Below are 24,933 nucleotides of genomic sequence, written 5' to 3' on the forward strand. Positions count from 1 at the left end.
GGAGCTGCGCTCTACACCTTCCTGCAGCCGGGCCTCTACGCCTACGTCAACCACAACCTCATCGAGGCCGCTGAACTGGGCGCAACCGCTCACGTCATGGTCGAGGGCGAGTGGAACGACGATCTGATGAAGCAGGTCCAGGCTCCGGGCCCGATCCCGACCAACTGACGGCGGACCTCGACGCTGCTTCCATCGGCCCGCCGGTATCTTGCCGGCGGGCCTTTTTCTTGAAGGAACATCTCGATGAAGCTCGGCATGCTTCTCACCGCGGCGGTCGCCGTTCCGGCGATCGCACTCGCCGTCTATTCGCTCGCTCCCGCGCCCGGCCCCGCCTCCACCACGACTTTGGCGGCCCCTGCCACCGTCAAGGTCGACCCTGGCATCCTGGCCTACCGGCTCCCCGGAGAATTCCTGAAGGGTCAGCATCCGGTGGACGGGCCGGCAGAAGACGTCCGCTTCCGCCGGCCGTTCGAGATCATGGCCTACCAGGTGAGCGACGGCGACTATGCCCTGTGCGTGGCCGACGGCGCCTGCACCCCTCCCGAAGGATCGGGCGAGACGACCGGAAACCTGCCTGCGACGGGGGTGAGTTTCCGCGACGCGGTCGCCTATGCCGAATGGCTGTCGGCGCGCACCGGCGAGAACTGGCGGTTGCCGACCGACGAGGAATGGGCATTCGCGGCCGCGGAGCGCTATGCCGACGACAAGCTTGGGATCGAGGACGACGCCAACCCCGCCACGCGCTGGCTGGCGCGCTACCGCAGCGAGGCCGCAGCCGCCAGCGGCCGCGATCCCCAGCCCAAGCCGCATGGCCACTTCGGGGCCAACTCGAACGGCATCTACGACCTGTCCGGCAACGTGTGGGAATGGACGACGACATGCTATCGCCGCGCCTCTCTCGACGCCGACGGACGCGTTGAGGTCAGCACCGACAATTGCGGCGTCCGCGTCGTCGGCGGCAAGCACCGCGGCTACATGTCGTTCTTCATCCGCGACGGCAAGAGCGGCGGCTGCGCCGGTGGCATGGCTCCGGACAATCTGGGCATCCGGCTGGTCAAGGAGCGGCCCTCGCTGCTCGCGGCCTTCCGGACCCTGTGGCGCAAGGCCTCCGGCTAAGGCACTTTGCAGCCAGGCGGGATCGTCATTCGTCAGAATACCCGCCGCTCCAACCACGACACCAAGCACCGGTCAAAAGGACAGGCCCAGGTTCCGGTTGGAACCTGGGCCTTGGCATATGCGGAGCAGAAAGCCTGCCGTTCAGGAAGGCGCCGGGTTGGCCTGGCGCTGGCGCAGCCGCGGACGCAGCAGCATGCCGCCGAACAGGAGGGCGTAGCCCAGGAACGCGACCGTCCAGGTCGCGGCCGAAGCGTGCAGCAGCGCCGGCACGCCGGGCAGGAAGGCGGCTGCGATGCGCAGTACCGAAGACACGACGATCGCGGCGAAGACCATGCAGGTTCCGGCTCCGGCCCTGAGCTCGCGCCCGGTATGGCCGAGGGTCGCCCTGGCCATGACCGCGAGCGTCATCGAACCGATTGCGCCTACGCCGAAGGCGTGCAGGCCGGCGGCGGGCACGACCACGTCCGGAACGAAGGCGGCGGCGCCTGCAAGGACGAAGCCGAGCGGCACGAAGGCGTAGGCGGCGTGCAGGACGATCACCAGCGGGTCGCGCAGGGTGCGGTCGCCTGCCCAGCGTACGAGCCGCGCCGTGTTGAGAAGTGCCGCCACCAGCAGAGCAGCACCCGTTTCCGGCCGCTCCGGCAGGAATGTCCACGCGATCAGGGCGAGGCCCGAAACCGCGATGGTCGCACCGTCGAAGCGGTTGAACGGCACCGGCAGCCGGCCGGGGTTCTCGCGCGCCAGCCAGTTGCGCGTGAAGCTCGGGATGATGCGGCCGCCGATGATCATGATCAGCACGACCGTCGCCCCGATGCCGAGCCGCCGTCCGATGTCGGTCGTACCATAGGCGTTGGCCTCGAGATGGAACACGACGTTTGCGGCGAACAGCACCGTCACCGGCGCCAGCACCTTGAGGTTTCGCCAGTTGCGCCCGGCGATGATCTCGACCGCCGCCGCCGCTGCGACCGCCAGGAGGAATGCGCTCTATTACCCCAACCATGTCGGCTCGGTCGGCGGCCTCGTCGGTATGATTGGCGGTCTGGGCGGCTTCGTCCTGCCCATCGTCTTCGGCGCGCTGCTCGATGTGACCGGCATCTGGACCTCGGCTTTCGTGCTGCTCCTGCTAATCGTCCTGGTTTCGCTCGGCTGGATGCATTTGTCGATCCGGGTCATGGAACGGCAGGCGCAGGGCGCAGCCCTCGATCGGCTGCCCAGCTTCCCCGAACTTGCGGAAGTCCACGATCCCGAACGCACGGTCATGCCGCATGTGATCGAGGACTGGCGGCCGGAAGATCCGCAATTCTGGGCGGAGAAAGGGAAGCGCATCGCAAGGCGCAATCTATGGATCTCGATTCCCGCCCTGTTGCTCGCCTTCGCGGTGTGGATGGTCTGGTCGGTCGTGGTGGCGCAACTGCCCGCGATCGGCTTCGGCTTTACCCAGGACCAGCTCTTCTGGCTGGCGGCGCTGCCGGCGCTGTCGGGGGCGACGCTGCGCATCTTCTATAGTTTCATGGTGCCGATCTTCGGCGGAAGGCTGTGGACCACACTGTCGACCGCCTCGTTGCTGATCCCGGCCATGGGCATCGGTTATGCGGTGCAGAACCCCGATACACCCTATCTGATCTTCGCGGTTCTGGCCCTGTTGTGTGGCCTCGGCGGCGGCAACTTCGCCTCCTCCATGGCCAATATCAGCTTCTTCTTCCCGCGCGCGGAGAAAGGCAACGCCATGGCGCTGAACGCCGGTCTGGGCAATCTCGGCGTCTCGGTCATGCAGTTCCTGGTGCCGCTGGCCATCACCGCCGGCGTCTTTGGCGCCCTTGGCGGTGGGCCGCAGGAACTGTCGGATGGCGGCCGTATCTGGATGCAGAATGCCGGCTTCGTCTGGGTGCCCTTCATCCTCGCCGCGACGGCGGCCGCATGGCTCGGCATGAACGATCTGGCTGATGCACGGGCAAGCTTCCGTGAGCAGGCAGTGATCTTTACCCGCACCCATAACTGGGTGATGTGCCTGCTCTATGTCGGTACCTTCGGTTCCTTTATCGGTTACTCGGCCGGTTTCCCGCTGCTGTCCAGGCTCGTCTTCCCCGAGGTCGACGCGCTGAAATACGTGTTCCTCGGCCCACTGGTCGGCGCGCTGAGCCGCGCGGGCAGCGGATGGCTGTCCGACAGGGTCGGCGGCGGGCGCGTCACCTTCTGGGTCTTCGCCGGCATGATCGCATCCGTGCTGGGGGTGATCTGGTCTTTGCAGATCGGCTCCTTCGCCGGTTTCTTCGCCTTCTTCATGGCGCTGTTCTTCTTCACTGGCGTCGGCAATGCTTCCACCTTCCAGATGATCCCGGTAATCATGCGCAAGGAAGTCGCCCGGCTGGCGCCCGACCGGGACGTGACCGAGCAGCGTCGGCAGTCGGAGCGCGAAGCCGCCGCCATTATCGCCTTCACCAGCGCCATCGGCGGCTATGGCGGGTTCTTCATCCCGAAAGCCTACGGCACCTCCATCGGACTGACCGGCGCGCCGCTAGCGGCCCTGTGGGCCTTCCTTGCCTTCTACGTCCTGTGTCTGGCCGTCACCTGGGCCGTCTACACCCGTCGCGGCGGCCTGCTGCATGGCATCGAGCGCGGTCGGGCCATGCCTGCCGCCCTTCCAGCTGAAATAACTTGAGGAGACAGCCATGAGCCAGCTGATGGATCGACTGAACTTCCTGACCTCGTTGCGCAAGGACACGTTTGCGAACGGCCATGGCCAGACGACCATCGAGAACCGCGACTGGGAAGACGTCTATCGCCGCCGCTGGCAGCACGACAAGATCGTGCGCTCCACCCACGGAGTGAACTGCACCGGCTCCTGCTCGTGGAAGATCTATGTCAAATCCGGGATCGTCACCTGGGAGACGCAGCAGACCGACTATCCACGCACCCGGCCCGACCTGCCCAACCACGAGCCGCGCGGCTGCGCGCGCGGCGCCTCCTACAGCTGGTACCTCTACAGCGCCAACCGCGTGAAGACGCCGCTCATTCGCGGCCGGCTGATGCGGCTGTGGCGCGAGAAGCGCAGGACCATGAGCCCGATCGAGGCGTGGACGGCGATCCAGGACGACGCGGCGGCCCGCGAAAGCTACACCCGCATCCGCGGCAAGGGCGGCTTCGTGCGGGCGAGCTGGGACGAGGCGACCGAGATCGTCGCCGCAGCCAACGCCTATACGACGAAGAAATACGGCCCCGACCGCGTATTCGGCTTCTCGCCGATCCCGGCCATGTCGATGGTTTCCTATGCCGCCGGCACCCGCTACCTCTCCCTGCTCGGCGGCACCTGCATGTCGTTCTACGACTGGTATTGCGACCTGCCGCCGGCCAGCCCCCAGACATGGGGCGAGCAGACCGACGTGCCCGAATCTGCTGACTGGTACAATGCGGGCTATCTGCTCCTGTGGGGCTCGAACGTGCCGCAGACGCGCACGCCCGACGCCCATTTCTACACCGAGGCGCGCTACAAGGGCACCAAGAGCGCCGTCATCTGCCCGGACTATTCCGAGGCCGCCAAGTTCGCCGACATCTGGCTGAACGCCAAGCAGGGCACCGATGCGGCGCTGGGCATGGCCTTCGGCCACGTCATCCTGCGCGAGTTCCATCTCGACCGGCAGGTGCCCTATTTCGAGGACTACTGCCGCAAATATTCCGACATGCCGATGCTGGTGCGCCTCGATCGGCAAGGCGAGCGGCTGGTTCCCGGCCGGCAGTTGCGGGCGGCCGATTTCGCCCGCTCGCTGGGCGAGAAGAACAACCCCGACTGGAAGACGGTCGGCTTCGACGAGATTTCCGGCAAGGTCGTCGTGCCCAACGGCTCCATCGGCTTCCGCTGGGGCGAGAGCGGCAAGTGGAACCTCGAGGAAAAGGCCGGCAAGGACGACATCCGCCTCAAGCTCAGCCTGATTCTGGATGAGGATCATGACGAAGTGGCGGGCGTCGATTTTCCCTATTTCGGCGGCGCCGCCACCAACGGCTTCGAAGTCGACGACCGCGGCGAGGTGCTGACCCGCAAGGTGCCGGTGAAGCGGCTGAAGCTCGCCGGCGGCGAGGAGGTGCTGGTCGCCACAGTCTTCGATCTCCTGTGCGCCAATTACAGCCTCGACCGCGGCCTCGGCGGCGAGCACGTCGCCTCCGACTACGACGCCGACGTGCCGTTCACCCCCGCCTGGGCCGAGCGCATCACCGGCGTGCGCCGCGACAAGATCATCCAGGTCGCGCGCGAATTCGCCGCCAACGCGGAAAGGACCGAAGGCCGTTCCATGGTCATCATCGGCGCGGGGATGAACCACTGGTTCAACATGGACATGAACTACCGGGCGGTCATCAACATGCTGGTGATGTGCGGTTGCGTGGGCCAGTCCGGCGGCGGCTGGTCGCATTATGTCGGGCAGGAAAAGCTGCGGCCGCAGACCGGCTGGACGCCGCTGGCCTTCGCGCTCGACTGGGCGCGCCCGCCGCGCCACATGAATTCCACCAGCGCTTTCTACGCGCATACCGACCAGTGGCGCTACGAAACGGTGAGCGCCGCCGAAATCCTGTCACCGACGGCGCCGGCCGGAGACTGGCGCAAGCTGAGCCTGATCGACTACAATATCCGCGCCGAGCGCATGGGCTGGCTGCCTTCGGCCCCGCAACTGAAAACCAATCCGCTCGATGTCGCCCGTTCGGCGAAGGAGGCCGGCGTCGGGGTCCAGGACTATGTGGCGGAGCGCCTCAAATCGGGCGAATTGCAAATGTCGTGCGAAGACCCGGACGCGCCGGAGAACTGGCCGCGCAACCTGTTCGTCTGGCGCTCCAACCTGCTCGGCTCGTCCGGCAAGGGGCATGAATATTTCCTGAAGTATCTGCTCGGAACCGATCATGGCGTACAGGGCAAGGATCTGGGCGCGGAAGGCCGCATGAAGCCGGTCGAGGCGGTCTGGCGCGAGAAAGCGCCGGAAGGAAAGCTCGATCTGCTGGTCACCATCGATTTCCGCATGTCGACCACGGCTGTCTATGCCGACATCGTGCTGCCGACGGCGAGCTGGTACGAAAAGGACGACATGAACACGTCCGACATGCACCCGTTTATCCACCCGCTGCAAGCGGCGGTGGACCCGGCCTACGAGTCGAAGACGGACTGGGAAATCTTCAAGGCGATCGCAAGGAAATTCTCCGAAGTGGCCCCGGAAATCCTCGGGGTTGAGGACGACGTGGTGCAATTGCCCTTGCAACACGACAGCCCCGGCGAACTGGCGCAGGGTGTGGTGCGCGACTGGAAGCGGGGCGAATGTGAGCTGATCCCCGGCCGGACGGCGCCCGCCTATATCGCCGTCGAGCGCGATTATCCCAATCTCTACAGGCGCTTCACCGCTATCGGGCCGCTGATGGAAAAGATCGGCAATGGCGGCAAGGGCATTGGCTGGAATACCGAAGCGGAAATCCACCACCTCAAGGCGCTGAACGGCGCCGTCACAGAAGAAGGGGCGACCAAGGGCATGGCGCGTCTCGACACGGCGATCGACGCCGCCGAGATGATCCTGATGCTGGCGCCTGAAACCAATGGCGAGGTGGCGGTCAAGGCGTGGGACGCGCTCGGCAAGGCGACCGGCAGACGCCACCGCCATCTGGCCGAGGTCAAGCAGGACGAAAAAATCCGCTTCCGCGACATCGCCGCTCAACCGCGCAAGATCATCTCGTCGCCCACCTGGTCGGGCATCGAAAGCGAGGAGGTCTGCTACAATGCCGGCTGGACCAATGTGCATGAGCTGATCCCCTGGCGCACGGTCTCGGGCCGCCAGCAGCTTTATCAGGATCATGAATGGATGCGGGCCTTCGGCGAGGGCTTCGTCACCTGGCGTCCGCCTGTGGACCTCAAGACGGTGGGCGAAGCGGCCAAGCGGCCGCTGGCGGCGGGCGAGCCGCATGTGGTGCTGAACTTCCTCACCCCCCACCAGAAATGGGGCATCCACTCCACCTATACCGACAATCTGCTGATGCTGACGCTCAACCGGGGCGGCCCGGTGGTGTGGATTTCTGAAATTGACGCCCAAACAGCGGGGCTGGTCGACAACGACTGGGTCGAGGTCTTCAACATCAACGGCGCCATCACCGCGCGCGCGGTGGTCAGCCAGCGGATGAAGGAAGGCTCCATGTTCATGTATCACGCTCAGGAAAAGATCGTGAACACGCCCGGCAGCCAGGTCACCGGCAAGCGCGGCGGCATCCACAACTCCGTCACCCGCATCGTGCTGAAGCCCACCCACATGATCGGCGGCTACGCCCAACTCGCCTACGGCTTCAACTATTACGGCACGGTCGGCTCCAACCGCGACGAATTCGTGATCGTCCGCAAACTGCCAAAGGTCGACTGGCTCGACCAGCCCGCAACCCAGACTACGGAGGCAGCGGAATGAAGATACGCGCCCAGATCGGAATGGTGCTGAACCTCGATAAATGCATCGGGTGCCACACCTGCTCCGTCACCTGCAAGAATGTGTGGACGAGCCGCGAGGGCGTCGAATACGCATGGTTCAACAATGTCGAGACCAAGCCCGGCATCGGCTATCCCAAGGACTGGGAAAACCAGAAGCGCTGGAATGGCGGCTGGCGGCGGACGAAAAGCGGCGCTCTGCAACCGAAGCAGGGCAGCAAATGGCGCATCCTGGCGAATATCTTCGCCAATCCGGATCTGCCGGAAATCGACGATTTCTATGAGCCGTTCGACTTCGACTACGACCATCTGAAATCCGCGCCTGAGATGAAGGCGTTTCCGACCGCCCGCCCGCGCTCCAAGATTTCGGGCGAGCGCATGGAAAAGATCGAATGGGGCCCGAACTGGGAGGAAATCCTCGGCGGCGAGTTCGAAAAGCGTTCGAAGGATTATAATTTCGAGGGCATCCAGAAGGAGATCTACGGCCAGTACGAAAACACCTTCATGATGTATCTGCCGCGGCTGTGCGAGCACTGTCTCAATCCGACCTGCGTGGCGGCCTGCCCCTCGGGCGCGATCTACAAGCGCGAGGATGACGGCGTCGTGCTGATCGATCAGGAAAAATGCCGCGGCTGGCGCATGTGCGTTTCGGGCTGCCCGTACAAGAAAATCTATTACAACTGGTCGACCGGAAAATCGGAAAAATGCACGCTGTGCTATCCGCGTCTGGAAAGCGGCCAGCCGACGGTCTGTTCGGAAACCTGCGTCGGGCGCATCCGCTATCTGGGCGTCATGCTCTATGACGCCGACAGGATCGCCGAAGCGGCGGCAACGGAAAACGAGAAGGACCTTTATGACGCCCAGCTTGGCGTCTTTCTCGACCCCAACGACCCGGAGGTGATCGCCGAGGCGCGCGCCGCAGGCATTCCCGAAGACTGGATCGTCGGCGCGCGGAACTCGCCGATCTGGAAGATGGCGATGGAATGGAAGATCGCCTTCCCGCTGCATCCCGAATACCGCACCTTGCCGATGGTCTGGTACGTGCCGCCGCTCTCGCCGATCCAGAATGCGGCGGAAGCCGGCCGGATCGCCGCGCAGGACGACATGCCCGACGTGCGCTCCTTGCGCATTCCGGTGCGCTATCTCGCCAACATGCTGACGGCCGGCGACGAAGCGCCCATCGTTTCGGCGCTGGAGCGGATGCTGGCCATGCGTTCCTATATGCGCTCCAAAACGGTCGATGGCGTCGTCAATCTGGGCGTGGCCAGGCGTGTCGGCCTGACCCCGTTGCAGATCGACGAGATGTACCAGCTTCTGGCCATCGCCAATTACGAGGACCGCTTCGTCATCCCGACCACCCATCGCGAACTGGTCGAGGACGCCTACGACCTCAGGAGCGGTTGCGGCTTCACCGATGGCAATGGCTGCTCGTCCGGCCATTCCGGGCAATCGCTGTTTGGCGGCAAGAAATTCCGCAGCCCGCAGGAGTTCATCGCATGAAGACCTTCAAGGCCTTGTCGGCGCTGCTGACCTATCCGGGCCGGGACCTTCAGGAAGCGGTTCCGGCCATCCGCGCGGTTCTGGCCGAAGGCGTCGTGCCGCCGGACGGGATCGCCGCGCTGGAACCGCTGCTCGTCTCGCTGGCGACCGGCGACCTCTACGACTTGCAGGAACGCTACGTGCTGCTGTTCGACCGTTCGCGCACACTGTCGCTCAACCTGTTCGAGCACATCCATGGCGAAAGCCGCGACCGCGGCGGCGCCATGGTCGACCTGCTCGAAACATATCGCGCCGGCGGCTTCGATCTCGCCGGCACGGAACTGCCCGACCATCTGCCGGTGCTTCTGGAATTTCTGTCCACCCGTCCGCTGGCCGAGGCGCGCGCGATTCTCACCGATGCAGGCCATATCCTTGTCGCCCTTGCCGAGCGGCTGGCGCGGCGCGAGAGCGACTATGCCGCCGTTCTGGAAGCGCTGGTCGCATTCGCCTCGGCCGATTCCACGACCGGGGAGGCGCAGGCGCTGCTGTCGCAACAGGATGACGATCCGGAGGATCTGGCCGCCCTCGATGCGGTCTGGGAGGAAGCGCAGGTCACCTTCGGGCCGGATCCCAACGCCGGCTGCCCGGTCAGCCGGGACATCCTCACCCGCATGGAATCCGCGCCAGCGCCAGCGGCGCGCTGAATGGGAGGCTGACATGAATTATCTGATCTTCGGCGTCTATCCCTACATCGCCATCACGGTGATGATCGCGGTCAGCATCGTCCGCTACGAGCGCGATCCCTTCACATGGAAGTCCAAATCGAGCCAGCTCCTGCGCAAGCGGCAGTTCATCGCCGGCTCGGTGCTGTTTCATGTCGGCATATTGGCGATCCTTGGCGGGCATCTCGTCGGCCTGCTGACCCCGATCCAGATTTTTGACGCCCTTGGCGTCAGCCACGAGGCAAAACAGTTGCTGGCCATCGGGCTTGGCGGCGTGGCCGGCATCATGGCGCTGGTGGGCGGGGTCCTGCTTTTGCACCGGCGTCTGTTCGATCCGCGCATTCGCGCCAATTCCACAATGGCGGATACCGGGATCATGGTGCTTTTGATGGCGCAACTACTGCTTGGACTGGCGTCGATCGTCGTCTCGCTGAACCACCTCGACGGCGAGGAAATGGTCAAGCTGATGAACTGGGCGCAGGGCGTCATCTATCTGCGCGCCGGCGCGAGCGATCACATCGCCGACGTGCACTGGCTGTTCAAGGCGCATATCTTCCTTGGGCTGACCATCTTCCTGCTGTTTCCATTCACCCGGCTGGTGCACATGTTCTCGGCCCCCGTCCGCTATCTGTGGCGGCCGGGCTACCAGATCGTGCGTTCGCGGCGCGGGGCGAAGCCGGCGCGCACCGGGCTTGCGCCACTGCCCCGGCAACACACCGAGCCACGCATGGAGCCGGGCGAATGAGGGTCCTCGATCGCACCAATCGTCCGGTTCCCGTCACCGTCAACGGCGTCACCATTGCAGCCGGGGCGATCGCCGCCGAAGCCCAGAACCATCCGGTGCCGCGCGGCAAGCCCGGCTGGGCCTGGCAAGCGGCGGCGCGAGCGCTGGTGCTGCGCGAGGTTCTGTTGCAGGAGGCAAGGGCGCGCCGCATCGCGCCGGAACCGATAGAACTGGAAGAAGGAAAATGGGAGGTCGATGAGGAGGCGCTGATCCGACAGTTGCTCGAAAGCGCCCTTGCACCGGCCGTGATCGATGAAACAGCCTTGCGCGCGGCCTACGAAGCCACGCCGGACCGGTTTCGCGGGCCTTCCCTGTTCGAGGCGGCGCATATCCTGTTCAGCGCCGCTCCCGACGATGCGCTGGCGCGCGCCGCGGCGCGCCAGCGGGCCGAGGCCGTGCTTGCCGAGCTAAAACGCGATCCGCGCCGATTTGCGGCGCTTGCGGCCGAATACAGCGCCTGCCCGTCCCGGGCCAATGGCGGCGTGCTCGGCCAGCTCGCCTCGGGCGATACGGTGCCGGAATTCGAGGCGGCCCTCGTCACGATGCAGGAAGGCGCCATTTCCGACGCGCCGGTGGAAACCCGCTACGGCCTCCATCTGATCCGGCTGGATGCAAGAGTGCGCGGCGAGGTGCTGCCTTTTTCGGCCGTGCTGCCGCATCTGCGCGAAGCGCAGGAAAAGGCCGAATGGGTTCGCGCCAGCCGCGCCTATGTCGCGGAACTGGCGGCGCGGGCCGAAGTGACGGGCATCGACCTTGTCGAAACGCCCTGGACGCAGGAGAAACAATCGGCATGAGCCCCTCCCCTGCCTTGAGCGAGCCTTTCTATTGCGGCTGCGAGACCGAGCCGGAGCCGGGCGCATTGCTGTCCGTCGATGGCGCTCTTCGCCGCGCGCTGGCGCTCGCCGTGCCCGTGACGGAGACGGAGCGCCTGCCGCTCGACAGGGCGCATGGCCTTGTGCTTGCGGAGGCTGTCCGGGCCGACGTCTCGCTTCCGCTGTTCGACAATTCGGCCATGGATGGCTACGCGGTCCGGCTTGCGGACTTTTCAGGTGACGGACCATGGCGACTGCGGCTGGCTGGGCGCGTGGCGGCCGGTGATGCGGGCGATATGCCGGTTCCGGCCGGTGCGACGCTGCGCATCTTTACCGGCGCAGCCATCCCGCCAGGCTGCGACGCGGTCGTTATCCAGGAATTGACGCGCCAGGAAGGAGAGACGATCGAGATAAGAAGACGTCCCGAACCCGGCGAAAACATTCGGCGCGCCGGTGAGGATTTGGCTTTCGGCTCTGAACTGCTGCCGGCCGGCCGGCGCCTTGGGCCACGCGCGGCGGCGCTGCTTGCCTCAGCCGGTTGCGGCGATGTCGCCGTCAAGCGCCGGGTCAGGATCGCCTATTTCAGCACAGGCTCCGAACTCCGTTCGCCGGGCACCGTGCTGGCGCCCGGGCAGATCTGGAATGCCAACCGCTACCATCTAGCGGGCGTCCTCGACCTACCCTGGATCGAGACAATCGACATGGGCAGCGTGCCCGACCGGCCCGACCTGCTGCAGCAGACACTAGAACAGGCATCGCGTCAGGCCGACATGGTGGTGACTACCGGTGGTGTCTCGGTGGGCGACGAAGACCATATGCCCGCGGTGCTGCGTGCCGCAGGCGGCGAAATTCATGTGATGAAGGTGGCAATAAAGCCCGGTAAGCCGCTCGTCATCGGGCGGATCGGCGCCGCGCGCTATCTTGGCCTGCCGGGCAATCCGGTCTCGGCTTTCGTCATTTGGCATGTGATCGGGATGCGCATCGCACAGGCTTTGGCTGGAATTGTTGAGACAGATCCGCCCCGCATTCTCGTGCGCGCCGGCTTTGAACGGCCCCGACGGTCGGGACGCTGCGAATTCCTACCGGCTCGCCTGGGCAGCCATGACGGCCATGGTACCAGGACGGTGGAGATCGCCACCTCAGAGGTTTCGCACCGGGTGGCGCTGTTGGCACAAGCCGACGGTCTGCTGCTCATCCCATCGGAAACCGACCGCATCCAGCGCGGTGACATGCTGGAGTTCTTGCCGTTTTCGGACGGATGAAGGCGCCCATCCAGCGCGCCGGCAGCAACAGCGCAAAGGAAGTCGCGATGAAGCTCGGATATGTAACCTTACAGGGGCGAGGCCGCATAGACCTTCTTCTGGCTGAAGTCGTTGACCGGCTCGAAGCGCATGGCGTGGCCCTGGCGGGCACCGTGCAGACCAATATCGAGCGAGCCGACCGCCCGCGGTGCGACATGGACCTGCGCCTGCTTCCCGATGGCCCGGTGGTGCGCATCAGCGTTGACCGCGGCGCGGAGGCGCGCGGCTGCCGGCTGGATGCCGGCGTACTGGAGCAATCGGTGCTGTGGGTTTCGAACACCCTGGACGGCGCCGAGATCTTGGTGGTCAACAAATTCGGCAGGCAGGAATCAGAAGGCAAGGGTTTGGCTGGGGCCATCGCGGACGCTATCGAGCGCGGTCTCCCCGTGCTTGTAGGGGTGAGCGGGCTGAACCTGCCGGCTTTCCTCGAATTTACTGGAGGGATTGAACTGGAACTCAGGCCTGACGCCGCCAGTATCGCTGATTGGTGCTTCGCCACGATGGCCTTGACAGCGACCAAGCCGCAATCCGGAACCGCGGAAACAGGCCATCCACGTGCTGTTGCTGGCTCATAACGAACCACGTCACGGGATCGTGCGGTGCCGTTTCGTTGGATCAGTCGGAGATATCGATGCGTCCGGCGCCGATCAGTTCCAGGCAATAGGGTATGGCAGGAAAGACTGCGGCGAGGCACACGTCGATGGATGCGGGCTTGCCAGGTAGGTTGATGATCAGCGAACGGCCGCGTATCCCCGCGGTCTGGCGCGACAGGATGGCGGTCGGAACCTGCGACAGGCTTACCCGGCGCATCAGTTCGCCGAAGCCCGGAAGTTCCTTGGTGATGACCTCGCGCATAGCTTCAGGTGTGAGGTCGCGTGACGTTGGGCCGGTGCCTCCGGTCGTAAAAACCAGATCGGCTCCGTCCCTGTCGCAAAATTCCACCAGCGCATCGCGGACGCTTTCCTGTCCGTCTGGAACGATGCGGCGCCTATAGTCGCACGGACGCGCCGTAGCGGCACGTAGCCAGTTCTCCACAGCCGGACCACCGAGATCTTCATACTCACCGCGACTGGCGCGATCCGATACGGTCAGGATGGCGACAAGCGTCATTTATCGTTTTCCTCATGCGCTGACGGCTGGCCGCGATCCGGCCTCGCCGCGAGCGTAGCCGTCCACCAACCGTCCCGGCAGTTCGAGGCAGGAAAGCACGAAACGGGCGGACTCCGGGTCCTGGGCTCCGTCGAGCACGGAGCGGTAGGTGCGCGCCACCTCCACCATGTCGCAGTCGTGCGGGGATAGCCTCAGCCGCCTTATGCCATGGCGGATAAGCGTCGTCGGCTCGAACAGCGCGGCGTGCACCTCGGCCGACAGGGTCTGCACGCCGTTGATGGCGAGGAAGGACTGATCGTCCAGCGTGTCGACAGCCAGTCCGTCAGGATCCTGCTCGCAGGTGAACTGGCATGAATCCTTATGCAGCCCGTGCAGCCTTGCGTGATAGCAGCGCCCTGACAGGGCCAGCGGTAGTCGGCCGAAGGCGAAAAGTTCGAACTCGATCTCCGGACAGGCAGAGGCGATGGTTCCTACCGTCTCCAGCGACAACTCAACTGGCGGGCAGATGCTGGTGGCGCCGTGACGTGCGAGGAAGCGCGCCGTCGTCTCGTTATAGACGTTGAGGAATGGGCCGGTGACGAAGGGCTTGCCGCTGCGGGCGGGCAGGGCGGTGATGTCGTTGATCTCGGCCAGCCGCTCGTCGATGCACAATTCGGCGATGGCCTTGCGCTCGCGCACTGTGGCCGGTGCGGCCAGCGTGGAAAGCACCACCTGCTTGCCGCCACGCTCCAGCCTTTCGATGATTTCGGGCCAGACCGGATCGGAAAATGGCATTCGCTTGCCGCACACGACCTCGCCGACATGGACACGGTCCACTGGCGCCTCGTCGGCGATGCGAAAATAGAAATTGCGCAGCTTTTCCGCCGGCCAGTGGAAGAACAGCGGTCCGAGCGTCAGGGCGACCCGTGTCATGGTTTATCTCCAGGTCTTGCGATAGGCGCCGGTGGTCTGGCGTCCGCCTTCCGATAGGCCGGCGAGGATGTGGTCGATTTCGGTCGCGTCCTCGCCCTGTTCGGCCGCGTCGACTGCCTTTCTGAAGGCGCGTACCACCTCGGTGACGTAGCCCTTGCCGCGCTGACGGCCTTCGATCTTGAGGGCGGTCACGCCGGCGGCTTTGAACGCCACGATCATGCTGCCGGCATTGAGGCTGACCGGATCCTCGAACAGGTAGCCGGCCTTGTCTCCCGCCTTGAACCTGCCCTTGCATAAGGTCGGATAGCCGGCAGGCTCGCCCGGCGCATAGCGGTCGATGGTGAAGCCGGCGAGCCGCGCGGCGGTGCCGTCGCCGTCCTCGTCATAGCTCACCATTTCCGGCGGTGAGCAGACGCCGTTGAGGTTAGGCGAGCGACCGGCGGCATAGGAAGAAAGATAACACCGGCCCTCGATCATCACGCACAGCCCGCCAAACACGAAGGCCTCGGTCTCCACCGCGATGGCGCGGTTGAGGGCAGCGATTTCCTGTACCGAGAGCACGCGCGGCAGCACCACACGGCGCACGTTGAAGGCGTCGGCATAGAAGCCGATCGATTCTGGCGTCGCGGCTGCGGCCTGTACCGACAGGTGCAGGCGGGTGCCGGGATGTTGGTTGACCATATGGTCGAGCACGGCGATATCGGCGGCGATCACGGCGTCGGCCCCGCAGAATGCGGCCGTATCGGCGGCCCGGCGCCAGGGATCGGTATCACCGGCGCGCGCGAAGGTATTGATGGCAACCAGCACCTTTGAGCCATGGGCATGGGCGAAGCGGACGCCCTCTGCCAGTTCCTGCGGCGAGAAATTGAGACCGGGGAAATTGCGTGCGTTGGTTTCGTCGCGGAAACCGCAATAGACCGAATCCGCTCCCGCCTGCACGGCGGCCCGTAGCGCCGAAGGCGTGCCGGCGGGGCAGACGAGCTCCATCCTGCCGCTTGTCGTCATGGTTGCGTCCTTTCACGCCGATGGGCGCCGGTGGCGATCTGGCGGGCGAACGACAGCCCGCCCAATATGCCCGAATCGGCGAGCCGGGCGGCCGCGCCGCTGAGGCCGAGCAGGTCGGAGGGCCGCAATTCGGCGTCCTCTATGGCGTTGCGCAGCGCCACCACCGCTTCGGTGCGGCCGCTGACGGAGATGGCGCGGTGGAAGAACAGCGCGTCGCCGTCCAGCGTGCCGTCGAGGATGCCGAGCAAGAGCAGGATCGGGCCGCGGATGACCACGTCGGAGGGAGCCGTGCCGCTCTTGCCGGTGGCGCGCACCAGCGCGGCGCGGCCGTCCGGCACGACATGGAAGGCAAAGGGCAGGTCGGTCGGATCGATGAGGAAACGCGCCTTGCCGAATTCGCCGAGCCGCTCGAAGGCCTCCGGCCGTCGCCGGGCGAGGGAACGCAGCGCCTGGGTCAGCAACGGGCCGAGCGGCTGGCCGGAAAAAGCCGGCAGGAAGCGCCGGATCGGCTCGGGCAGGCTGACATCTTCGTTGGGGTTGAGCGCCATCGGCTCCTCCGGAGTACGGCAGGATGAACCCACCGTAATCAGGACGCCGCCAAAGTGTCTTGCGCTGGATCAAACAAAATCGACGCTGGTGAGCGCCATCGGCAGTTGCGGCTAACGAGCACATCGCACCCTGCCCAGTCATAATCTACACTTGCGGCACAACATCCGGCCCCGCACAGGGAGGCAGTCATGTCTTGTGATGCACGACGCTGGCCGCTGACAGATCAGGTCTGGCGTCAGTTCGGCCAGTTCGATCTTGTCATGGAGCGTACCGGGGTAGATCCTGTTTTTGCCGCTCGCAAGGCACGAGGCACAGCCATTGCGCAGGCACGCAATATCTGCCTCGTTTGCCTCCATCATAAGCGGTGTCGGTCTTTGCTGGAGGAAGACGAAGCCCACTCCATCGTGGCCTTCTCTCCCAATGCCGGTTTTTTCGATCAATGCCGGCAACACAGGCTACCCAAAACCCGGAACATGAAGCGCGACAGTTGAAACTGGAGGACTGCATGACCTGCGGCCCTCTTTGATCAGGCGCAACGCCGGGTTTGGCGCTGCATGATATCGGGCGTATCAGCGGTCAGGGACACCTTCATGCACCAGCGTACTCTTCCTCATTTTCCGACGCTCGACACCTTCCTTGCCTATCTGAAGGAGCGGGACGAGCTCGAAACCATCGCTGCGCCCGTCTCCATGCATCTGGAGGTCACCGAACTGCATCGCCGGGTAATCCTCGCCGACGGCCCGGCCCTGCACTTTACGGGAGCGCTCGATCGGGACGGCAATACAGCTCGGATGCCTGTGGTGGCAAACCTGTTCGGAACCGCGAGGCGGGTCGCCTGGGGGCTTGGCACCGATGTCGAGGGCCTTGAGGGGTTGGGGGAAATGCTGGCGTTCATGCGCTCACCACAGCCACCCCGAAGCCTGCGCCAGGCGCACACGATGCTGCCGGTGGCGCGCGGCGCATTGCGGGCGCGGCCGAAGAAAGTCGCCTCGCCTTGGGAATGGCGGGAGGCGGACCCGGACTTCTCGCTCCTCCCGGTGCAGACCTGCTGGCCCGGCGATGCCGGCCCGCTGATCACCTGGCCGGTGGTCGTCACCCGCCCGCCGGGTCTTGACGATCTGTCTGCCTACAATCTCGGCATCTATCGCATGCAGGTCATCGGCCGCGATCGCGCCATTCTGCGCTGGTTGCCGATGCGAGGCGGCGCGGCCCATCACCGGCTATGGCGGGAGCGGGGAGAGGAGATGCCGGTGGCGGTCGTGATCGGCGCGGACCCGGCGACGCTACTTGGCGCCGTCATGCCGGCTCCCGAAGGCTTGTCCGAACTGGCGCTGGCCGGCATGATCGGCGATCGGCGATCGGCGCGCAGCGGTAGCCGCCTGCGCGATCATACCGCTCCATGTGCCGGCGAGCGCTGAGATCGTGCTGGAGGGCACGGTCTCGCCAACGGAGACAGCGCTTGAGGGGCCCTTCGGCGACCATACCGGCTACTATAATGCGCCCGAACACTATCCGGTTTTCAGGTTGAAGCGGCTTTGCCTGCGCGATGGTGCGAGTTATCTCACCACATTCACCGGCCGCGCGCCGGACGAACCGTCCGTGCTGGGCGCCACGCTGCTTGAGGTGTTCAAACCATTGCTGCGACAGGCGATCCCCGAGGTCGTGGACGTCTGGATGCCGCCGAAGGCCTGCTCCTATCGGATTGCCGTGATTGCCATCGCCAAGAGATATGCCGGGCAGGCGCGGCGCGTGATGATGGGTTTCTGGTCGCTGCTGCCGCAGTTCTCGATGACCAAGACGATCATCGTGGTGGATGACGATATCGATATCCGCTCATGGGACGATGTGATGTGGGCGCTCTCCACCCGCATGGACCCTTCGCGAGACCTGCTTCTGGCGGAGCGGACGCCGGTCGATCCGCTCGATTTCGCCTCGCCGCTGGAAGGGCTGGGCGGCAAGATGGGCCTCGACGCCACCTGCAAGATCGGTTCCGAGACCGGCCGGGAATGGGGCGTCAAGCTGGCGATGGATATCGCAATGACCGAGCGGGTCGCCGAGCGCTGGTGGGAGTTCTTTCCGGCACGACAGGGAAGCACGCCATGACGGCGGCGAGATTGATCGTTGGGGTTACCGGAGCTTCCGGCTCGGCGTTGGCGCTGGAAACCCTGCGCCAGCTCTGTGGAGCCGGCGTCGAAACGCATCTCGTGGTGACGGCCGGGGCACGGATGACGATTGCCCACGAACTGGGTAGCGAAGGCTTGGCCCGATTGAACGAGACGGCTACACATGTCCACTCGGCCCGCGATCTCGCCGCGCCCATCGCCAGCGGTTCGTTCCGCACCGCGGGCATGATCGTGGTGCCGTGCTCGATGCGCAGCATGGCCGCCATAGCGCATGGGCTGGGCGACAATCTGCTGACCAGGGCCGCCGATGTGGTGCTGAAGGAAAAGCGCCGGCTGGTGGTGGCGCCGCGTGAGGCGCCGTTGCATGAAGGCCACCTCGAAGCCATGTTGCGGCTGGCCCGGTTGGGCGCCGTCATTGCCCCGCCTGTGCCGCCGTTCTACGCCCGGCCAGCTACCATCGACGATCTGGTGCGCGAGATAGCAGCTCGGCTCGTGCAATGGGCGGGCATTGATCCCGGCCGCTGCATGACACGATGGGGCGGGGATCCGGTCACGTAAGCGTAAATCTACGCCTTGCCGCCGTACGACGAACTCCTTGACGTGCGCGACAAAATAAGAAGAGCCCGAAGTAGCTCGTAGCGCCCCTCGACAGCGCCTGCGACCGGACTGGATACTGAACGGCATGAAGCAGCGCCGGATGACAGACTATCAGGCGGAGCAGGCGGGTTCGGCCCTTTTCATGTACACAGGCGTTTCGCTCTCCCCTCCTAATCGATAACGTCAATCATGGCCATGTGGCGATGTCGTCGAACAGAAGGGCGATGTCTACGTAATCGCTGCAGTCCAGTTCCATCGCCCCCAATTCTCTACGACGAGTTCGGTCTTGCCTGCATTGCTAAAAGATAGTAATAAGTCACTCGCAATCGGCAAACAGGCCCGAGATTGCGTGGGTCGGTACAGGTGGCGCAAAGAGCGTCACGCTGCCAGGGCGAGGTTTGATCGTTAGAGTGCTTGAGGGAGCCCCAAGCACGTCGGGTGGATGGGTATAGGAGATCAACGAGCCTGCTCAAGTCCTATCCGAATCCCATTGTGACTGAGGAGCATAAAGATGAGTGCTGGATCGTTCCCCTCGGAACTATACAAGGCCAACGTTGAACTGCAACAGCGTATCATTAAGTTACTCCAGGAATGCGGCAGCAACTGGATGGCTGCCGTACAGCAATTCGGTATGGGCGGCACGTCCGACTCTACGGCTCAGATTGAGGGCCGGTTGCGCGCAGCCGACTGGCAGTCGCTGGCAACGTTACCATCTGAAGTGCTCTGGCCGGCATTTCAGAGCCGGTTGAATGACGTTCAAGTTGCAAACCAGATTGCTTTGAAAAATCAGATATCCTTCGCGACCGGGCTTCAGCAGGCGCTTGGAAACTGGCATCAATCCGTCTTCGACGCCTTCGGTAGCGCCCTAGAAGGCGGAAATTTTTTCAAGCATTGGGGCATATCTGGGGCTCAAGCTGTGACAACAGACGCAAAAACGGCCGAAAAATGAATGCGATGCCATGAGTACCATCAAGCGCACCGCACTGGTGACCGGCGGCAATCGCGGCTTGGGCGCTGCGATTGCTCGCGCTCTGCACGATGCCGGCCATACCGTGATCATTACCCACACGCCCGGTAACAACAAAGCCGTCGCCTGGCTCGCTGCACAAGCGGACCAAGGCTATGGGTTTGCCGGTTATGGTGTAGACGTCTCCGATTTCCGATCAACCCAAAATCTGGCGCAACAAATTCATTTGGACGGCCGACAAATTGATATCCTCGTGAACAATGCAGGTATTACCAGAGACGCTTCCCTGCGCAAACTTGATAAAGCCGATTGGGACGTGGTGCTGCGAACCAACCTCGACTCAATGTTCAACGTCACAAAACTCTTCATCGAGCCGATGATGGGGCGCCGCTGGGGCCGTATCGTCAACATTTCCTCGATTAACGGCAGCAAGGGCCAGTTTGGCCAAACCAACTATTCGGCGGCAAAGGCAGGCGTGCATGGTTTCACCAAGGCACTGGCTCAGGAGGTGGCCCGGGCTGGCGTAACTGTCAACACCGTCTCCCTAGGCTATTTGGCAACCGAGATGCTAACGACCATGCGCGAGGATGTGCTCGCGCGGATCATCGAAACCATTCCGGTTGGCCGCTTAGGTCAACCAGACGAGATCGCGGCGCTGGTGGCGTTTATAGCAAGCGAGGAGGCCGCCTTCATGACTGGAAGCAACATTGCGATGAATGGCGGCCAACATATGTGCTGAAATAGCTGCTTTGCAGCACCTTCGGGGGGGTCCTCGCTTATTCGTCCACCCGATCTTTCACCGCTCAATCGAGCGTTTGTAGAGTGCGAACACCCCCGGGGCATTGGCGCGGATACGCCTGACGTCGCCAGCAAGAAGAGCCTGCATCACGAGCCCCTGGATGGTGCCGATGAAAAGTATGACAGCGGCCTTTTCATCCAGCGCATCAGCGATTTCACGGCGTTCCTTGCCGTCTGCGATGAGCCGGCCGAGACGCTCTCCATAGCGCCGGATCAAGGTTTGTGCCATCTGCTTGGCCACTGTTTGCTCAGCGCGCTGCAATTCTCCAAACAGCATCCTGGGCACGCCAGGATGCTCGGTGATGAAATCAATATGCGCCATGAACGCTGCCTCCAGTGCCCCAAGAGGAGAAACCGCTCTGGAAGTCGCCTTTTCAATGCGAGCCAGCAGCCGGTCGGAAACCCATTCCATCACCGCCTGAAGGATCGCATCTTTCGAAGGGAAGTGCCTGAACAATGCGCCCTGGGTCACCCCCATCCGCTTGGCGATTGCCCCGGTCGTAATATCGGCCGGGTTCTGCTCCGCCGCGAGTTCGATGACGGTCTCGACGGTTATTTCGCGCCGCTCCTCCGCTGGAAGATAAGCTGATCGGGAGATCATTGTACTGCTCCTAAAGATAGTGATTGACTACTACCTAACGATCAGGCAGCTTCGTGGCAAGGTTTAAACGGCCATGCGTTTGTAATTTGAACGACCTCGGTTAGCCATAAAAATTCCGCCAGACACGGAGAGCGCCGTGAACGACGCATCGAAAACTGCAGAACGGAAATCATTACGCTTCCCCACCGCCTTCACCATTCTATTTGGGCTGATCATCCTCGTCGCGGCGCTGACCTGGATCATTCCCGCGGGTCAGTATCAACGCATTCACAACGCTGCGCTCGATCGCGACGTTCCGGTTGCCGGCACCTACCAGGTTACCGAACCCAATCCGCAGGGCATCTTTGACATCATCATGGCGCCGATCGGCGGCCTTTATGATCCGGCCACCAATCAGGCCAACGCCATCGATGTGGCTTTGTTCGTGCTGGTGATCGGTGGCTTTATCGGCGTAGTTGCGGCGAGCGGCGCCATAGATGCCGGCATCGCCAGTTCGATGAGGGCGCTCAAGGGTCGCGAGAAATGGATGATCCCGGTGCTGATGGCGGTTTTTGCCTTCGGCGGCACCACCTACGGCATGGCCGAGGAGACACTTGCTTTTTATGTGCTGCTTCTGCCGATCATGATCGCGGCCGGCTATGACGCTATCACGGCCGTGGCCATCATCCTGCTCGGCGCCGGCGTCGGCGTGCTCGGTTCCACGGTTAATGCGTTTGCCACTGTCATCGCTTCCGATGCCGCAGGCGTCCCATTCACCCAAGGTATTGTGCTGCGCTTCGTCATCCTCGGCCTGACGTGGCTCGCCTGCGTGATCTACGTGATGCGCTATGCCGAGCGGGTTCGCGCCGATCCGAGGCAATCGCTTGTATACGACCGCAAGGAAGACAACGAGGCGCATTTCCTTTCGGCGCACCAGGATATCGCGCGGGAATTCACCACCCTGCACAAGATCGTGCTTGCCATCTTCGGTCTCACCTTCGTCATCATGATCTGGGGCGTCTTGAAGGGCGGCTGGTGGATGGGTGAGATGAGTGGCCTGTTCCTCGCCTCAGCCATCCTGGTGGGCGTGATCTCCCGGCCTGGAGAGGAAAAGTTCGTAGACGCGTTCCTGAACGGTGCGCGCGACCTGCTCGGCGTGGCGCTGATCATTGGCCTTGCCCGCGGCATCGTCGTGGTTATGGACGCCGGCAAGATTACTGACACGATCCTGCATTGGGCCGAGGTATCGGTTTCCGGTCTGTCGGAGGTGGTGTTCATCAACGTCATCTACTGGATCGAGGTGCTGCTCTCGTTCTTCGTGCCGTCCTCGTCGGGTCTGGCTGTCCTATCGATGCCTATCATGGCGCCCGTCGCGGACTTTGCCGGCGTCGGGCGCGAACACGTCGTCACCGCCTACCAGTCGGCCAATGGTCTGGTGAACCTCATCAATCCCACGTTTGCGGTGGTCATGGGGGCACTCGCAATCGGGCGAGTGCCCTATGAGCGCTGGCTGCGCTTCGTGTGGCCACTGCTTGTCATTCTTACCGTCATCATCATGGCGAGCCTCAGCGTCGCCACCATGATTGTCTGAAGGAGCAGATCATGTCGATTACCTATGGTGTCCACTCGGAAGTGGGCAAGCTCAGGCGCGCGCTCGTTGACCGTCCCGGAGCTGCACTTGCCCGCCTGACCCCATCGAATTGTCACGAACTGCTGTTCGACGACGTTATCTGGGTCAAGCAGGCGCGCGTCGAGCACATGACCTTCGTCGACGCCATCCGCTATCGCGGCGCCGAGGTGGTTTTCCTGCGCGAAACCCTCGCCGAGACGATGCAGGATATGGAAGCGCGCCGCTGGCTGCTTGAGCGACGCATCAACGAGAACACAGTCGGGGTCGGACTTGCCGACGACCTGAAGGCCATGCTGATGGAGGTGGATACCGACGCGCTGTCGCTCATCCTCATGGGCGGCATGAGCAAAGCGGAACTGACCATCGAACCGAAAGGTGTGCTGGTGCCTGCATTGCGGCCGGAGGATTTTATCCTGCCCCCGCTGCCGAACCATCTTTTCACCCGCGACACTACATGCTGGATCTACGGCGGGGTGACGCTCAACCCCATGCGATGGAATGCGCGCAAGCTGGAAACGGTCAATATTACGGCCATCTATCGCTTCCATCCTGATTTTCGCGATGCTGATTTTTCTGTGTGGTGGGGCGATCCTGACAATGATTACGGGCTGGCGACCCTGGAAGGCGGTGATGTCATGCCGCTTGGCAACGGCGTGGTGCTCGTCGGTATGGGTGAACGCACGACGCCTCAGGCCGTTGGCCAGCTTGCCCGTGCGCTGTTTGCACAAGGGGCTGCTGAGCACGTCATCGCCTGCAAGCTGCCGGTTGAACGGGCATCGATGCACCTGGATACGGTCTTTACCTTCTGCGACCGTGATCTCGTCACGCTGTTTTCGGAGGTCGTGGACCGCATCACGGCCTATTCGTTGCGGCCTGGTGAACAGGACTGGCAAATCGACGTACGCGAAGAGACCAGGCATCTCACCGAAGTGGTTGCCGAGGCCATGGGATTGCCCAAACTGCGCGTTGTTCCCACGGGTGGTGATGCCTATGTCGCCGAACGCGAGCAATGGGACGACGGCAACAACGTTGTGGCGATCGAGCCCGGCGTGGTCGTCGGCTACGACCGCAACACCTACACCAACACGCAACTGCGGAAGGCGGGCGTAGAAGTCATCACCGTGCCGGGCGCCGAATTGGGGCGCGGACGCGGTGGCGGCCACTGCATGACCTGTCCACTGGTCCGGGATCCGGTGTGAGGGAGATGACGCCATGGCTATCAATCTCAAGGGTCGCAGCGTTCTTAAGCTGTTGGATTTCTCGCCGGACGACATCCGCTTTTTGCTCAGGCTTTCGGCTTCGCTCAAGCAGGCCAAATATGGTGGCTACGAGGAGCCGCGGCTGAAGGGCAAGAACATTGCGCTGATCTTCGAGAAAGATTCCACGCGCACTCGCACCGGCTTCGAAGTGGCGGCTTATGACCAGGGCGCGCATGTCACCTATCTCGGGCCGACCGGCACCCAGATCGGCAAGAAAGAATCGATGAAGGACACTGCCCGCGTTCTTGGCCGGCTCTATGACGGCATCGAATATCGCGGGTTCGGCCAGGAACAGGCCGAGACGCTGGCAAAATGGGCAGGGGTGCCGGTCTATAACGGCCTGACCGACGAGTTCCATCCGACCCAAATTCTCGCCGACTTCCTGACCATGCGGGAATACACCCGCAAGCATCTGTCGCAGATGGCCTTCTGCTTCCTGGGTGACGCCGGCAACAATATGGGTAACTCGCTACTGACAGGTGCTGCCCTGATCGGCATGGACGTGCGGCTTGGTGCACCTAAAGCGTGTTGGCCGCATCCTGCGCTCGTGGAGGAAAGCCGAAGAATCGCTGACAAGACAGGCGCCACCATCACATTGACAGAAGACCCACTGGAGGCCGCGCGAGGCTGCGATTTCGTCTATACTGACGTGTGGGTTTCGATGGGCGAGCCGGATTCTGTGTGGCAGGAACGCATCAAACTTCTGACGCCTTATCGCGTCACCTCCGAAATCATGCTTGGCACCGGCAATCC

Annotated in this window: 24 protein-coding genes and 1 pseudogene; 19 read left to right on the forward strand and 6 right to left on the reverse strand. The window is 63.5% G+C overall.

Annotation, left to right across the window (positions count from 1 at the left end; genetic code table 11):
• Positions 1 to 168, forward strand: a pseudogene (locus ABS73_RS13205) (copper-containing nitrite reductase); the annotation flags it as partial.
• Positions 169 to 243: 75 nt separating this feature from the next.
• On the forward strand, positions 244 to 1,116 hold the full coding sequence (locus ABS73_RS13210; RefSeq protein ID WP_286693498.1) for an SUMF1/EgtB/PvdO family nonheme iron enzyme: 873 nt from the start codon (positions 244 to 246) through the stop codon (positions 1,114 to 1,116).
• Between the two features lie 141 nt (positions 1,117 to 1,257).
• On the opposite strand, the gene ABS73_RS13215 is transcribed toward ABS73_RS13210, so the two are convergent.
• A complete protein-coding gene (locus ABS73_RS13215) occupies positions 1,258 to 2,088 on the reverse strand; it encodes an NnrS family protein (protein ID WP_353743339.1) in 831 nt (276 codons plus the stop codon).
• Between ABS73_RS13215 and ABS73_RS13220 the strand changes: the two genes are divergently transcribed.
• Genes ABS73_RS13220 through ABS73_RS13255 form a run of 8 tightly spaced genes read left to right on the forward strand, consistent with a single transcriptional unit; the run spans position 2,054 to position 13,225 of the window.
• Positions 2,054 to 3,775, forward strand: coding sequence for a NarK family nitrate/nitrite MFS transporter (locus tag ABS73_RS13220; RefSeq protein ID WP_286693499.1), 1,722 nt, complete (start codon positions 2,054 to 2,056; stop codon positions 3,773 to 3,775). The genes ABS73_RS13215 and ABS73_RS13220 overlap by 35 nt on opposite strands.
• 10 nt (positions 3,776 to 3,785) lie before the next feature.
• The gene (locus ABS73_RS13225; RefSeq protein WP_286693500.1) at positions 3,786 to 7,535 is read left to right on the forward strand and encodes a nitrate reductase subunit alpha; all 3,750 of its coding nucleotides are present in this window, start codon (positions 3,786 to 3,788) and stop codon (positions 7,533 to 7,535) included.
• The gene (narH, locus tag ABS73_RS13230) at positions 7,532 to 9,052 is read left to right on the forward strand and encodes a nitrate reductase subunit beta (protein ID WP_286693501.1); all 1,521 of its coding nucleotides are present in this window, start codon (positions 7,532 to 7,534) and stop codon (positions 9,050 to 9,052) included. The genes ABS73_RS13225 and narH overlap by 4 nt, the downstream gene beginning before the upstream one ends.
• Positions 9,049 to 9,735 (forward strand): nitrate reductase molybdenum cofactor assembly chaperone, encoded by a 687-nt coding sequence (gene narJ, locus ABS73_RS13235; protein ID WP_286693502.1) that lies wholly within the window; start codon positions 9,049 to 9,051, stop codon positions 9,733 to 9,735. The genes narH and narJ overlap by 4 nt, the downstream gene beginning before the upstream one ends.
• Positions 9,736 to 9,748: 13 nt before the next feature.
• On the forward strand, positions 9,749 to 10,498 hold the full coding sequence (gene narI, locus ABS73_RS13240) for a respiratory nitrate reductase subunit gamma (protein WP_286693503.1): 750 nt from the start codon (positions 9,749 to 9,751) through the stop codon (positions 10,496 to 10,498).
• A complete protein-coding gene (locus tag ABS73_RS13245; protein ID WP_286693504.1) occupies positions 10,495 to 11,331 on the forward strand; it encodes a peptidylprolyl isomerase in 837 nt (278 codons plus the stop codon). Before narI ends, ABS73_RS13245 begins: the two co-directional genes overlap by 4 nt.
• The gene (locus ABS73_RS13250) at positions 11,328 to 12,611 is read left to right on the forward strand and encodes a molybdopterin molybdotransferase MoeA (RefSeq protein ID WP_286693505.1); all 1,284 of its coding nucleotides are present in this window, start codon (positions 11,328 to 11,330) and stop codon (positions 12,609 to 12,611) included. Before ABS73_RS13245 ends, ABS73_RS13250 begins: the two co-directional genes overlap by 4 nt.
• Positions 12,608 to 13,225, forward strand: coding sequence for a DUF2478 domain-containing protein (locus tag ABS73_RS13255; RefSeq protein ID WP_286693506.1), 618 nt, complete (start codon positions 12,608 to 12,610; stop codon positions 13,223 to 13,225). The genes ABS73_RS13250 and ABS73_RS13255 overlap by 4 nt, the downstream gene beginning before the upstream one ends.
• A 40-nt stretch (positions 13,226 to 13,265) precedes the next feature.
• On the opposite strand, the gene mog is transcribed toward ABS73_RS13255, so the two are convergent.
• From mog to ubiT, 4 genes are read right to left on the reverse strand one after another with little or no spacing between them, the layout of a single operon-like run.
• On the reverse strand, positions 13,266 to 13,760 hold the full coding sequence (mog, locus tag ABS73_RS13260; RefSeq protein ID WP_286693507.1) for a molybdopterin adenylyltransferase: 495 nt from the start codon (positions 13,758 to 13,760) through the stop codon (positions 13,266 to 13,268).
• 12 nt (positions 13,761 to 13,772) lie between these two features.
• Positions 13,773 to 14,672, reverse strand: a complete 900-nt coding sequence (ubiV, locus tag ABS73_RS13265; protein ID WP_286693508.1) for a ubiquinone anaerobic biosynthesis protein UbiV — start codon at positions 14,670 to 14,672, stop codon at positions 13,773 to 13,775.
• 3 nt (positions 14,673 to 14,675) lie between these two features.
• Entirely contained in the window at positions 14,676 to 15,659 is a 984-nt protein-coding gene (ubiU, locus tag ABS73_RS13270) for a ubiquinone anaerobic biosynthesis protein UbiU (protein WP_286693521.1), read from the reverse strand.
• Positions 15,660 to 15,673: 14 nt separating this feature from the next.
• Complete coding sequence (gene ubiT, locus ABS73_RS13275) at positions 15,674 to 16,225, reverse strand: ubiquinone anaerobic biosynthesis accessory factor UbiT (protein ID WP_286693509.1); 552 nt, start codon at positions 16,223 to 16,225, stop codon at positions 15,674 to 15,676.
• 189 nt (positions 16,226 to 16,414) lie between these two features.
• Here ubiT and ABS73_RS13280 point away from each other — a divergent pair, with 189 nt between their 5' ends.
• The 6 genes from ABS73_RS13280 to phbB all read left to right on the forward strand — a co-directional run bounded on the left by ABS73_RS13280 (position 16,415) and on the right by phbB (position 20,652).
• Positions 16,415 to 16,717: a hypothetical protein gene (locus tag ABS73_RS13280; protein WP_286693510.1), complete on the forward strand. Its 303-nt coding sequence runs from the start codon at positions 16,415 to 16,417 to the stop codon at positions 16,715 to 16,717.
• Between the two features lie 99 nt (positions 16,718 to 16,816).
• Entirely contained in the window at positions 16,817 to 17,644 is an 828-nt protein-coding gene (locus ABS73_RS13285; RefSeq protein WP_286693511.1) for a UbiD family decarboxylase domain-containing protein, read from the forward strand.
• The gene (locus tag ABS73_RS13290; protein ID WP_286693512.1) at positions 17,628 to 18,329 is read left to right on the forward strand and encodes a UbiD family decarboxylase; all 702 of its coding nucleotides are present in this window, start codon (positions 17,628 to 17,630) and stop codon (positions 18,327 to 18,329) included. Before ABS73_RS13285 ends, ABS73_RS13290 begins: the two co-directional genes overlap by 17 nt.
• Positions 18,326 to 18,907: a UbiX family flavin prenyltransferase gene (locus ABS73_RS13295; protein ID WP_286693513.1), complete on the forward strand. Its 582-nt coding sequence runs from the start codon at positions 18,326 to 18,328 to the stop codon at positions 18,905 to 18,907. The genes ABS73_RS13290 and ABS73_RS13295 overlap by 4 nt, the downstream gene beginning before the upstream one ends.
• 550 nt (positions 18,908 to 19,457) lie before the next feature.
• Positions 19,458 to 19,895: a hypothetical protein gene (locus ABS73_RS13300; RefSeq protein ID WP_286693514.1), complete on the forward strand. Its 438-nt coding sequence runs from the start codon at positions 19,458 to 19,460 to the stop codon at positions 19,893 to 19,895.
• Positions 19,896 to 19,905: 10 nt separating this feature from the next.
• On the forward strand, positions 19,906 to 20,652 hold the full coding sequence (gene phbB, locus ABS73_RS13305; protein WP_286693515.1) for an acetoacetyl-CoA reductase: 747 nt from the start codon (positions 19,906 to 19,908) through the stop codon (positions 20,650 to 20,652).
• Positions 20,653 to 20,709: 57 nt separating this feature from the next.
• On the opposite strand, the gene ABS73_RS13310 is transcribed toward phbB, so the two are convergent.
• Entirely contained in the window at positions 20,710 to 21,312 is a 603-nt protein-coding gene (locus tag ABS73_RS13310; RefSeq protein ID WP_286693516.1) for a TetR/AcrR family transcriptional regulator, read from the reverse strand.
• Positions 21,313 to 21,448: 136 nt separating this feature from the next.
• Here ABS73_RS13310 and ABS73_RS13315 point away from each other — a divergent pair, with 136 nt between their 5' ends.
• The 3 genes from ABS73_RS13315 to argF form a co-directional block, all read left to right on the forward strand.
• Positions 21,449 to 22,882, forward strand: coding sequence for a YfcC family protein (locus tag ABS73_RS13315; protein ID WP_286693517.1), 1,434 nt, complete (start codon positions 21,449 to 21,451; stop codon positions 22,880 to 22,882).
• Positions 22,883 to 22,893: 11 nt separating this feature from the next.
• The gene (gene arcA / locus ABS73_RS13320; protein ID WP_286693518.1) at positions 22,894 to 24,120 is read left to right on the forward strand and encodes an arginine deiminase; all 1,227 of its coding nucleotides are present in this window, start codon (positions 22,894 to 22,896) and stop codon (positions 24,118 to 24,120) included.
• Positions 24,121 to 24,133: 13 nt separating this feature from the next.
• Positions 24,134 to 24,933 (forward strand): ornithine carbamoyltransferase (argF, locus tag ABS73_RS13325; protein ID WP_286693519.1); only part of this gene is annotated, 800 nt, incomplete at its 3' end.

Source organism: Paracoccus sp. SCN 68-21, from assembly GCF_001724535.1.
In the GTDB taxonomy this organism is placed as follows: Bacteria; Pseudomonadota; Alphaproteobacteria; order Rhodobacterales; family Rhodobacteraceae; genus Paracoccus; species Paracoccus hibiscisoli.

Excerpts from the sequence above, each read along its gene's own strand:
- ABS73_RS13210 (WP_286693498.1), top strand. The coding sequence starts at position 244 with ATGAAGCTCGGCATGCTTCTCACCGCGGCGGTCGCCGTTCCGGCGATC.
- ABS73_RS13220 (WP_286693499.1), top strand. The coding sequence starts at position 2,054 with ATGATCTCGACCGCCGCCGCCGCTGCGACCGCCAGGAGGAATGCGCTC.
- ABS73_RS13225 (WP_286693500.1), top strand. The coding sequence starts at position 3,786 with ATGAGCCAGCTGATGGATCGACTGAACTTCCTGACCTCGTTGCGCAAG.
- narH (WP_286693501.1), top strand. The coding sequence starts at position 7,532 with ATGAAGATACGCGCCCAGATCGGAATGGTGCTGAACCTCGATAAATGC.
- narJ (WP_286693502.1), top strand. The coding sequence starts at position 9,049 with ATGAAGACCTTCAAGGCCTTGTCGGCGCTGCTGACCTATCCGGGCCGG.
- narI (WP_286693503.1), top strand. The coding sequence starts at position 9,749 with ATGAATTATCTGATCTTCGGCGTCTATCCCTACATCGCCATCACGGTG.
- ABS73_RS13245 (WP_286693504.1), top strand. The coding sequence starts at position 10,495 with ATGAGGGTCCTCGATCGCACCAATCGTCCGGTTCCCGTCACCGTCAAC.
- ABS73_RS13250 (WP_286693505.1), top strand. The coding sequence starts at position 11,328 with ATGAGCCCCTCCCCTGCCTTGAGCGAGCCTTTCTATTGCGGCTGCGAG.
- ABS73_RS13255 (WP_286693506.1), top strand. The coding sequence starts at position 12,608 with ATGAAGGCGCCCATCCAGCGCGCCGGCAGCAACAGCGCAAAGGAAGTC.
- mog (WP_286693507.1), bottom strand. The coding sequence starts at position 13,760 with ATGACGCTTGTCGCCATCCTGACCGTATCGGATCGCGCCAGTCGCGGT.
- ubiV (WP_286693508.1), bottom strand. The coding sequence starts at position 14,672 with ATGACACGGGTCGCCCTGACGCTCGGACCGCTGTTCTTCCACTGGCCG.
- ubiU (WP_286693521.1), bottom strand. The coding sequence starts at position 15,659 with ATGGAGCTCGTCTGCCCCGCCGGCACGCCTTCGGCGCTACGGGCCGCC.
- ubiT (WP_286693509.1), bottom strand. The coding sequence starts at position 16,225 with ATGGCGCTCAACCCCAACGAAGATGTCAGCCTGCCCGAGCCGATCCGG.
- ABS73_RS13280 (WP_286693510.1), top strand. The coding sequence starts at position 16,415 with ATGTCTTGTGATGCACGACGCTGGCCGCTGACAGATCAGGTCTGGCGT.
- ABS73_RS13285 (WP_286693511.1), top strand. The coding sequence starts at position 16,817 with ATGCACCAGCGTACTCTTCCTCATTTTCCGACGCTCGACACCTTCCTT.
- ABS73_RS13295 (WP_286693513.1), top strand. The coding sequence starts at position 18,326 with ATGACGGCGGCGAGATTGATCGTTGGGGTTACCGGAGCTTCCGGCTCG.
- ABS73_RS13300 (WP_286693514.1), top strand. The coding sequence starts at position 19,458 with ATGAGTGCTGGATCGTTCCCCTCGGAACTATACAAGGCCAACGTTGAA.
- phbB (WP_286693515.1), top strand. The coding sequence starts at position 19,906 with ATGAGTACCATCAAGCGCACCGCACTGGTGACCGGCGGCAATCGCGGC.
- ABS73_RS13310 (WP_286693516.1), bottom strand. The coding sequence starts at position 21,312 with ATGATCTCCCGATCAGCTTATCTTCCAGCGGAGGAGCGGCGCGAAATA.
- arcA (WP_286693518.1), top strand. The coding sequence starts at position 22,894 with ATGTCGATTACCTATGGTGTCCACTCGGAAGTGGGCAAGCTCAGGCGC.